The sequence below is a fragment of the uncultured Dialister sp. genome, from assembly GCF_900538805.1.
GTDB lineage: Bacteria > Bacillota > Negativicutes > Veillonellales > Dialisteraceae > Dialister.
The window spans coordinates 1-9098 of the sequence record NZ_UPZP01000089.1; the positions used below are offsets into that span (position 1 = coordinate 1).

A 9098-nucleotide genomic window follows, 5' to 3' on the forward strand; every position below is an offset into this window, starting at 1 on the left:
AAGTGCAATAATGGCGACCACCAGAGCAGCAAAATTAATGATGACCATAAAGGCCTGATACAATTCTTGGCTCATAGTGAATCACCTCCTCTTACAGGAAGTAAGAGAAAGCCATGCCAGCTGTCTTATGTAAATAATATCATGTGCATTAGAATCATAGCAAATATTTTTCTATCTGATTTGAAACGGATATATCATTTCGCTATCAAAAGCATTGAAGAGTATTTTTACTTTGCTATCCCCTAAAATGGCAATTCCCTGCGAACAGCCCAAAGCTGCCTTACTGTCTTTCCTTCTCACTCACCCAAAATTGTTTCACGTGAAACAGGCCCGGCGCAAAAAGCGCCGGGCCTGTTTTTTGCAGTCAAAAACTCCTGATTCGTCCCATGCTGATGCGCGGTAGGGCGTCAAGGTCGCCTTCTTCAGTGAATCGGCCAGGGGTAGCCGCCGAAGCGGAATGTCTGTGTCGTCAAAGAAGAAAAAGCACGCTATATTGCCACCAAGAGTTCTAACAGGTCTTTCATCAGGAGTTTTTTTGCGTTGTCGGTACCGAAGAGGGGGCTGATTCATGAGAAGTTCTTTCCTTTTCCCCTGTCCCTTATAAGGAATGGGCCTGGCAGGAGGAAAGGGATGTCCCTTCGGAGCTCCATCAGTTCTCTCTGATAACATAGTCCTTTTTGGGGAATGAGTATCTCAGGAATAAAAAAGGTGGCAGCTTCGCCGCAGGGGCTGCCGCTGACGCGGCAGGGTTGTGTAGAAGGGTTGTATAGGAAGGTTCTTAGGTTTGACGGCCCTTGGGGCCGAATGTTGTGGTGGCGGCTCCGCCGCATTATAAAATGGCACCCGAAAGGGCGCCATCATACGCCTGAACCCTCGTGCTTTTAGGAATACAATTTTCCTGCCACCATGGTATCCGCCCTCTGGGCGAAGCGAACACAACCTTTTTTGTACAACCTGCCGCGTCAGCGGCGCCCCCTCTTACGTTCAGCAATACAGCCCATCTGATGTCTGCAGTCTGAACGTCTGTCAGTCTGATGTCTTCCCGCCGACACCGAATGACTGGTGGACAGCGGGAAGGAGCGGGCATCAGGCAGCGGAAAACGGTAAGCGGACAGCGGATAGCGGTCTCACTCTCCCAGTTCCACCACTTTTCCTTCTCCTTCAAACATTTTCTCCGTGCCGGTGACCAGGGTCTGGATGTCCTGTTCCATGAGGAAGGAAAGGAGGGCGGCCCGGCGGCTTCTGTCCAGTTCACTTCCGATGTCGTCCAGGAGGAGCACCGGGTATTCGCCGGTTTCTTTTCTGATGAATTCCATTTCTGCCAGTTTCATGGAAAGGATGGCGGTACGCTGCTGGCCCTGGGAGCCGTAGGCGGCGATATCCAATCCGTTCAGGAGGAAACGAAGGTCGTCCCGGTGGGGACCGATGGAGGTGTGGCAGAAGCGGGCGTCTTCTTCCCGTCTTTGGGAGAGCTGCTCTAAGAACCATTCCATGTCATACCGGGGACTTTCGCTACCCTGCTGGACGTAGCGGATGGCAAGGCTTTCTTTGTTTCCGGTGAGCCTTTCTTCCATGGCAGGAACGGTCCGATTCATCTGGTCTATGGTTTCCAGTCTTTTTTTCACCAGGTAGGCGGCGGAGGCGGCAATCTGCATGTCCCATATGTCCAGGTCCGGTTTTTTCCCGGTGGCCTGGGCGTTTTTGAGGGCGCCGTTCCGCTGCTGCACGGCCCTGGTGCAGCGGAGAAATTCTTCGTAGTACCGGGGAGAGACCTGGGAAATTTCCATGTCCAGGAAGCGGCGGCGCAGCTGGGGAGCGCCTTTGATGAGCTGCAGTTCGTCGGGGGTGAAGAGGACGGTGCGGAAGAGGCCCATAAGTTCCTTTTTCCGGATGGCCGTGTCGTTCAGGAAAATCTTTTTCCCCTGGTTTCTGGTGAGCTTGATTTTGATGGTCTGCACCGTTTTTCCTGCTTCAAAGTCCACCAGAATAGTGCCTTCGTCCTCTCCCAGCCGGATGATTTCCCCGTCGCTTCCGGTGCGGAAGGATTTCCCGGTGGACGCATAGGACAGGGCTTCTATGAGGTTTGTCTTGCCGCTGCCGTTGGGGCCGGTGAAAAGGGTGAGTGACGGCGACGGTTCCACGGTCCTGTCTTCAAAGCTTCTCACCTGGATGCAGCGGAGGGATATACATTTCATGGCTAGGCCCCGGTCATATGGAATTCTTCGCCGTCAATGGAGAGAATGTCTCCTTTTCTGATTTTCTTTCGTTTTTCATGGACTTCATTTCCATTGAGGGTGATATCGTGGCCTTCCAGGAAGGCAGCCGTTTCACCGCCGGAAGAAATGTAGTCCAGCTTTTTCAGAAACTGGTCCAGCTGGATGTAGTCTCCGTAAATCGGGATTTCTTTCATTAATATTTCCTTCCTCTCATGGGGGTGAGCATGTAGTTGTAGCTCTTGTCTTCTTCCTGTTCAATGACGATAGGGCCTGCTTTCTGCAGGTTCAGGATGATGGTGTCCCCTTTGGAATGCTTCAGGATGTCTTCGATGTAGTTGCAGTTGAAGGTGAGGCTGATGTTTTCCCCTTCCAGTTTCAGCGGAATGGAGGTGTCCGCCTTGCCGATGTCCGGATCTTCTTCGAAGATCTCCAGGGTGTCGCCGTTGAAATGGAAGTTGATGGTCTGGTAGCTCATGTCCCTGGAAATGGGGCTGACGAAACGGACCGCTTCTTCAAAGTCCTTCAGGTTCACCTCCGCCCGGGCGTCGAAATGGGTGGGGATGATGCGGTGGTAGTCCGGGTATTCGCCGTTCACCAGGCTGGCAATGAAGTAGGTGCTGCCGAAGGTGAAGGCCACGTGGTTTTTGGACCAGGAAATTTCCACCTGCGCCTTGTCATCGTCCAGCGGAAGGATGCGGCTTACGTCGGACAGGATGCCTGCGGGAACGATGAAACGGCCTTCCGCTGCGGCCTCTTCGTCAAGGGTGATTTCCTTGGCAGCCAGACGGTGGGTATTGGTGCCTACCATGGTGAAGGTGTTCTTTGTAACTTCAAAAAGGATGCCGGAAAAAATGGGCTTCTGTTTATCGTTGGCAGCAGCAAAGGAAACGAGGGATACCATTTCAGCAAAGTCCCTGCATTTCACCAGGCAGTGGTTCTGGTGGTCCATTTCCTGGACATCCGGAAATTCCACCTGGTCCCTGGTTGGGAATTTGGATACATAGGATCCGCTCTTAAAGGAAACCAGGTTTTCATGGTCCGCCTTTTCCATAATAATGTCTCCTGCCGGCATCATACGGATGGTGCTCTGCAGCTGAGGTGCTGCAATCACGGTGACACCGTCCTCTTCTATGTTGGCAGGACAGGATGTTTTGATACCGATGGTGTAATCATTGGCCTGGATGAGAATGTTCCCTCCGGCAGCAGAGATGAAAAATCCATTGTTTGTGTTGGATGTGACTTTTGTCTGGGCAGCCCGCTGGACACGGTCCAGTGCGCTGGAAAGGTCTGATTTGTTGAAGATGACTTTCATGACAGCTCCTTATAAAGACGACGGGGATATTAAAAGATAGTAGTAGTCGTAGTAGTACGCTGTGAAAAAGTGAATAACTTTGTGAAAATCCCGATTTTTCCGAATGTCACGGTTTGTCAGAAGGAAGTGAATAACTTTTTTTACTATTCACAGATTTCACAGCTTTTTCGGAAATCCGCTTTATTCACAGTCTGGAAACAGGAATTTCCACCCTCCCCTTCCGTTTTATTCACAGTCGTTTGAGCTTGGGGAGGTGGTACAAATGTGGCAAGCCGGACAGGAAACATTTTATATAAAGTTTCCTGTCGGTATGAAACGCAATGGTTTCAAGCCGGATAGGAAACTTTTCGCATATAGTTTCCTGTCGGTAAGAAACGCAATGGTATCAGGCACAATAGGAAACCCTTCGCAAACAGTTTCCTGTCGGTAAGAAACACATTGGTTTCAAGCCGAATAGGAAACTTTTCGCATATAGTTTCCTGTCGGTAAGAAACACAGGGTTTCAAGCCGAATAGGAAACTTTTCGCATATAGTTTCCTGTCGGTAAGAAACACAGTAGTTTCAAGACGGATAGGAAACTTTTCGCAAACAGTTTCCTGTCGGTAAGAAACACAGTGGTTTCAAGCCGAATAGGAAACCCTTTTCTCACCGCTTCCGGAGCAGTTTCCGGATGGCTTCCACGGCAGCCCTTGTCTGGGGGTCTTTGGCCATATCGTTTTCCACCCTTTCGCAGGCGTAGAGGACGGTGGAATGGTCCTTCCGTTTGAAGCAGTCCCGAAGGGTGGGATAGGATTCGTGAAGTTCGTTGCGGCAGAGGTACATGGCAATCTGCCGGGGGATGACGATTTTCTTGGGGCGCCCGTTTCCCAGCAGTTTTTCCTTCTTCACGCCGTAGTATTTGCACACCGTGTCGATGATGAAATCTACGGTGAGCTCCTGGCCGCTTTCGATGGGAATCTGGTCTTTCAGCGCTTCCCGGGCAAAGGCAAGGGTAATGGGTTCCCTTTTAATGTGGGAGAAGGTGACCAGTTTGTTGAAGGCCCCTTCCAGTTCACGGACATTGGTATTAATGTGGCTGGCAATGTAGTCCACCACGTCCTTGGGCAGGGTGATGCCCATTTTTTCCGCCCGTTTCTGCAGGATGATGCAGCAGATTTCATAGTCCGGCGGTGAAATGGGAGCCACCAGGCCGCTGGAGAAGCGGCTCTGCAGGCGGTCTTCCAGCTTGTCAATGTCCGACGGCGTGCGGTCGCTGGTCATGATGATGTATTTCTTCTTGTCGAAGAGCTCGTTGAAGGTGTTGAAGATTTCCATCTTCGTGGAATCCTTGGAGCCGAAGAACTGCACATCGTCGATGAGAAGGAAATCCAGGTTCCGGTACTTCGCCCGGAACTTGGGCATGGTGTGGTTCTGGATGGCATCGATGAGCTCGTTGGTGAAGGTTTCGCTGGAAACGAAAAGCACCTTCAGGCTTGGCTTATATGTATGTATATAGTTACAGATGGCGTGAAGCAGATGGGTTTTTCCCAGTCCCGAGGGGCCGTAGATGAAAAGAGGATTCATCTTCTGGTCCGCCTGGTTCGGATTCGTGGCGGTCTGGGCCACGGCATAGGCGGCCTGGTAAGCGATTTCATTGCAGTTGCCGTGGACGAAGGTTTCAAAGGTGTACTCTTCATTCACCGGGTTGGGCTGGAAATTTTTCTTCGTTTCCGGCATATTTCCAACGGCATCAAAGAGGGAAGGCTCATGGAGCTCTTCATAGTTCCGGATGTCCGGCAGAGTCACCTGGTCCGCGGTCTTCGGCTTCAAATTGGTAAAATCAGGCGGTGCCACTTCTTCAGGGAAGGGGTCGGTGGGCGGGGCCTCCGGAATAGGCGCCGGCATGGGAGGGGTCGCGGGATTTTCCTCCTCCGGAAAAGGAGCCGCCGGGGCGGGAGACGGAGAAGGCGCCGGCTGGGGCTGGGGCGCTGCGGGAGCGGTGGACTCATCGGGCAGGGCCACTTCCACCTTCATCGGTTTCCCCGCAATCCGGCTCACAATCTGCTCCAGCTTTCCCTTGTACACCCCGTTGATCCACCGTACCAGATAAGGTTTATCCGGGGTAATGACCAGGGTGGTATCATTCATGGATGTGGGAAATACATTGTATGAGAACATCTGGTAGTACTGGCTGTCATTCTTGCTGATGTAGTCCAGCACCTGTTCCCAAAGCAGGAAAAAATCCATAATATCTCCTTTGAATCATATGTGAATACCTGTGAATTTCTACGAGAAAGTTTTCTGTGAAAATTTACCTGAAATTCGATAAACACGGAAATTCTGAGCCTTTGAATAAGGCTGTTCATAAGTGAAGAATCTTGTGAATAACTTAATTTTACCATCTCTTTCCCTTTCTGTACATTCACAAGATAATGGGAGAAAATCCTTTTGAACCTACTATGGATAGTAGAAATTACTGTTCACAGAAATTCACAGGGAAAAGTCCGCTATCGGCTTACCGCTTACCGCTGTCCGCCGGGCGATGGACTGTATCCCGAATGTATAGAATTTCAGACGGGAGACTATCAGCTTATTGTTTACCGCTGCCTGCTGCCTGTAGAGCTTTCCCGCCGGGCAGTGTCATCCTGAGCGTAAGCGAAGGATCTCGGTACATGCAGTATATGAGATAACAGGTACCAGCTCCATTCGGCGGGAAAAAATCATAGACAGCAGGCAGCGGATTATTCAGAGGGCGCCACCACAACCCTCAGCGCCACAGGCGCTGTCAAACCTAAGAACCTTCGGGACTTCTGCCCGTTAATCTTGTCCCTAAAGGCGTCATTATAAAATAATTGCCCGAAGGGCAATCCACCACCCTTTGAACCTTCTGAACCCTTTGAACCTTTTGAACCCGGGGCCGGACAGCGGCCCCTTTTATACTAGTCAAAGCAGCCAAATCATGGTACCATAAAGGAGATATTGTTACGGAGGCACTGCTTCATTTCATACACTTGAACCGGTGCTTCCCCGGAAAGGAATCACGCCATGAAAAGACCGCGGAAGGTGACCCGGGAGACAAGACTGAACCAGTATGCCCGGAAAATGTACGGCAAAGAAAAAACGGAAAAAATCATGGAAGATGAAGACATGGAAAAAATCCAGCCCAGCAGGAACGGGGAAAAGAAGAAAATCCGGACCCTGCTGAACCGGAGGCTCCGCCATTCCATGAAAAATAAAGACCTTCCCAATGGGGCGGCTTACCGCAGGGAAACGGCCTGGGAAGAGGAATAAAAAGTGACGGCGCAGGTTTCTCTGCGCCTTTTTTAGGAAGTGATGATGATGAATAGAAACGAAATCCTTGTGCTGGATACGGAAACCACCGGTTTTATGGGAGACGCGGAGCTGCTGCAGGTATCCATCCTTGACGGAAAAGGACAGGTCCTCATGAATGAATATTTCAAACCGGATCACACGGCAAGCTGGCCCGGCGCCATGGCGGTGAACCATATCACACCGGCCATGGTGGCGGATAAGCCCTCCATCCAGGCCCGGAAGAATGATATTTCCCATCTTCTCCGCCACGCGAAGGCGGTGGTGGGATATAATATTTCCTTCGACCTGAAAATGCTCCGGCAGAACGGCGTCTATGTTCCCGGCCGCCTGCAGCTTCGGCCCATCGACCTCATGGGCCCCTTCTCCGACCGCTACGGAAAGGAAAGAAACCTGCCCCTCAATAAATACGGCCACTACAGGTACCAGAAGCTCATAACCTGCGCCGATTACTACGGCTACGAAGGCGGCGGCTGGCATGACAGCCTGGAGGATACGAAGGCCACCCTCTACTGCTTCTGGAAAATGGTGGAAGACGGAACACTGACCATGTAGGGAGTACGGATTCTCACATGAATCCGTGCTTTTTTTATAAAGGAAATCAGAATGATACGTAAAAATTTCAAAACATCAGCCAAAAAGAAATATTATATTGTAAAAAAAGGAAAGAAACCGGGGGTTTACTACAACTGGCCGGACTGCCAGAAACAGGTGCAGGGATTTCCCGGCGCCGTTTACAAAGGCTTCGTCACCAGGGAGGAAGCGGAGGCCTGGTATGGAAAACCGGTGAAAGAAGCTGCCGCTTGTGGCGCCCCTATAGCTGCAGTGAAAAAGGAAATCCCGGATATTCGGAAACTGGAAGTCCTCTATCCGCCCCACATCCACCCTTTGGATGACAGCATCCTTTCCTACAACGGCGTTTCCATGACCATTTCCCTGCCCGAAAAGCTCACCATCTACACCGACGGCTCCTGCCTGGTGAACCCCGACGGCCCCGGCGGATTTGCGGCGGTCTTTTTAAGCACCGACGGAAAAGAACTTCTCACATTAACCGGTGGAGAGCCCTCCTCCACCAATAACCGCATGGAACTTCGGGCGGCCTATGAAGCTCTCAAAATGGCGGACGACGGCAGGGTCCACACCATTTCCTTCCACACTGACAGCAGGTACCTCCAGCAGGCCTTCACCAAGGGCTGGGTGGACAAGTGGAAGAAAAACGGCTGGAAAACAGTGCAGGGCACATCGGTGCTGAACCGGGACCTGTGGACCGCCATCGACGGCCTCATGGAAAGACACCACATTCTCTTCCAGTGGGTCAAGGGCCATGTGGGGACAAAATACAACGAACTCTGCGACCGCCTGGCCAAGGAAGAGGCGAAGGACCATAGGTGATGGAGGTATTGTTGGAGATAAACTGTATTCCCGAAGGTTGACTCGCCCTTACGGGCTCGAGGGTTGATGGGGCCTCCGGACCTGCGGTCCTGGGCCCCAAGGGTTCGGCCCGGGAACGGCTCCGCCTTCCGGGCTGGTTCTGAGGGCTCCGCCCTCGGGAGTTATAAAGACACGCTGCGCTGGCGGGGTGGGCGCCTGCGGCGCCATTATAAAAGCCGCCAGCGGCGGCTAATCACTGTAATGCAGTTTCTGTTGATGAATCCCAAGGCATCGAGTAAGACTCAGCTGGCAGCCGGAAGCAGATTGCTTTCATCTCCACACCCGGCAATTCTTCCCGTCGACTGTTTTTTAATATCACTTACCTCATATGCGATAGTCACTTTATAAATACCATAAAAAAAATTACTTTTCTCTTGTGCTTGATGTCAATAGAGCCTATAATAAAAAATGAATAAGAGGGAAATTTATTTTTTTAAAATATTTTGGGCTCTGTTTTTCTTCAGGAGAAAGAAGGTACTATCATGACATCTGGCAAGGAAGATTATTTAAAGGCGATTTATCTGCTTAGTGAAACCCATGACATTGTCACGAACAAGGAACTTTCACAGACGCTCCAGGTATCCCCGCCCTCCGTCAGTGAGATGATTACAAAACTGCAGAAACAGGGATACGTGGACTATACGGCCTACAAAGGCAGCAAGATGACAAGAAAGGGACGGAAAGAAGCGGGCCGTCTGCTCCGCTACCACGCCCTGTGGGAAGTATTCCTGGTGGACTACCTCCACTTCTCCTGGAGCGAAGCCCATGAACTGGCGGAAGGACTGGAGCACCAGACCAACGACATCCTTTCCGAAAAACTGGAAGCCTAT

The 9098-nt window shown here is 51.2% G+C and carries 8 protein-coding genes; 4 read left to right on the forward strand and 4 right to left on the reverse strand.

The annotated features are described in order from the left end of the window. Positions 1-1127: 1127 nt before the first annotated feature. From recF to dnaA, 4 genes are all read right to left on the reverse strand, one after another. A complete protein-coding gene (gene recF / locus QZQ29_RS07675; protein ID WP_296962009.1) occupies positions 1128-2195 on the reverse strand; it encodes a DNA replication/repair protein RecF in 1068 nt (355 codons plus the stop codon). Positions 2196-2197: 2 nt separating this feature from the next. After that, complete coding sequence (locus tag QZQ29_RS07680; protein ID WP_296962010.1) at positions 2198-2410, reverse strand: RNA-binding S4 domain-containing protein; 213 nt, start codon at positions 2408-2410, stop codon at positions 2198-2200. Then, positions 2410-3528, reverse strand: coding sequence for a DNA polymerase III subunit beta (gene dnaN, locus QZQ29_RS07685; protein ID WP_296962013.1), 1119 nt, complete (start codon positions 3526-3528; stop codon positions 2410-2412). Before dnaN ends, QZQ29_RS07680 begins: the two co-directional genes overlap by 1 nt. A gap of 645 nt (positions 3529-4173) precedes the next feature. Beyond that, positions 4174-5754, reverse strand: a complete 1581-nt coding sequence (gene dnaA / locus QZQ29_RS07690; protein ID WP_296962016.1) for a chromosomal replication initiator protein DnaA — start codon at positions 5752-5754, stop codon at positions 4174-4176. A gap of 798 nt (positions 5755-6552) precedes the next feature. Between dnaA and QZQ29_RS07695 the strand changes: the two genes are divergently transcribed. The 4 genes from QZQ29_RS07695 to QZQ29_RS07710 all read left to right on the forward strand — a co-directional run. Next, positions 6553-6798 (forward strand): hypothetical protein, encoded by a 246-nt coding sequence (locus tag QZQ29_RS07695; RefSeq protein ID WP_296962018.1) that lies wholly within the window; start codon positions 6553-6555, stop codon positions 6796-6798. A 45-nt stretch (positions 6799-6843) separates the two neighbouring features. Beyond that, positions 6844-7392: a 3'-5' exonuclease gene (locus tag QZQ29_RS07700; RefSeq protein ID WP_296962020.1), complete on the forward strand. Its 549-nt coding sequence runs from the start codon at positions 6844-6846 to the stop codon at positions 7390-7392. 51 nt (positions 7393-7443) lie between these two features. Further along, complete coding sequence (locus QZQ29_RS07705; protein WP_296962022.1) at positions 7444-8229, forward strand: ribonuclease H family protein; 786 nt, start codon at positions 7444-7446, stop codon at positions 8227-8229. Between the two features lie 521 nt (positions 8230-8750). Further along, the coding region (locus tag QZQ29_RS07710; RefSeq protein WP_296962024.1) for a metal-dependent transcriptional regulator at positions 8751-9098 on the forward strand (348 nt) is incomplete at its 3' end.

What these genes read in the sequence shown, in the direction of transcription:
- recF (WP_296962009.1), bottom strand. Translation starts at nt 2,195, where the DNA reads ATGAAATGTATATCCCTCCGCTGCATCCAGGTGAGAAGCTTTGAAGAC.
- QZQ29_RS07680 (WP_296962010.1), bottom strand. Translation starts at nt 2,410, where the DNA reads ATGAAAGAAATCCCGATTTACGGAGACTACATCCAGCTGGACCAGTTT.
- dnaN (WP_296962013.1), bottom strand. Translation starts at nt 3,528, where the DNA reads ATGAAAGTCATCTTCAACAAATCAGACCTTTCCAGCGCACTGGACCGT.
- dnaA (WP_296962016.1), bottom strand. Translation starts at nt 5,754, where the DNA reads ATGGATTTTTTCCTGCTTTGGGAACAGGTGCTGGACTACATCAGCAAG.
- QZQ29_RS07695 (WP_296962018.1), top strand. Translation starts at nt 6,553, where the DNA reads ATGAAAAGACCGCGGAAGGTGACCCGGGAGACAAGACTGAACCAGTAT.
- QZQ29_RS07700 (WP_296962020.1), top strand. Translation starts at nt 6,844, where the DNA reads ATGATGAATAGAAACGAAATCCTTGTGCTGGATACGGAAACCACCGGT.
- QZQ29_RS07705 (WP_296962022.1), top strand. Translation starts at nt 7,444, where the DNA reads ATGATACGTAAAAATTTCAAAACATCAGCCAAAAAGAAATATTATATT.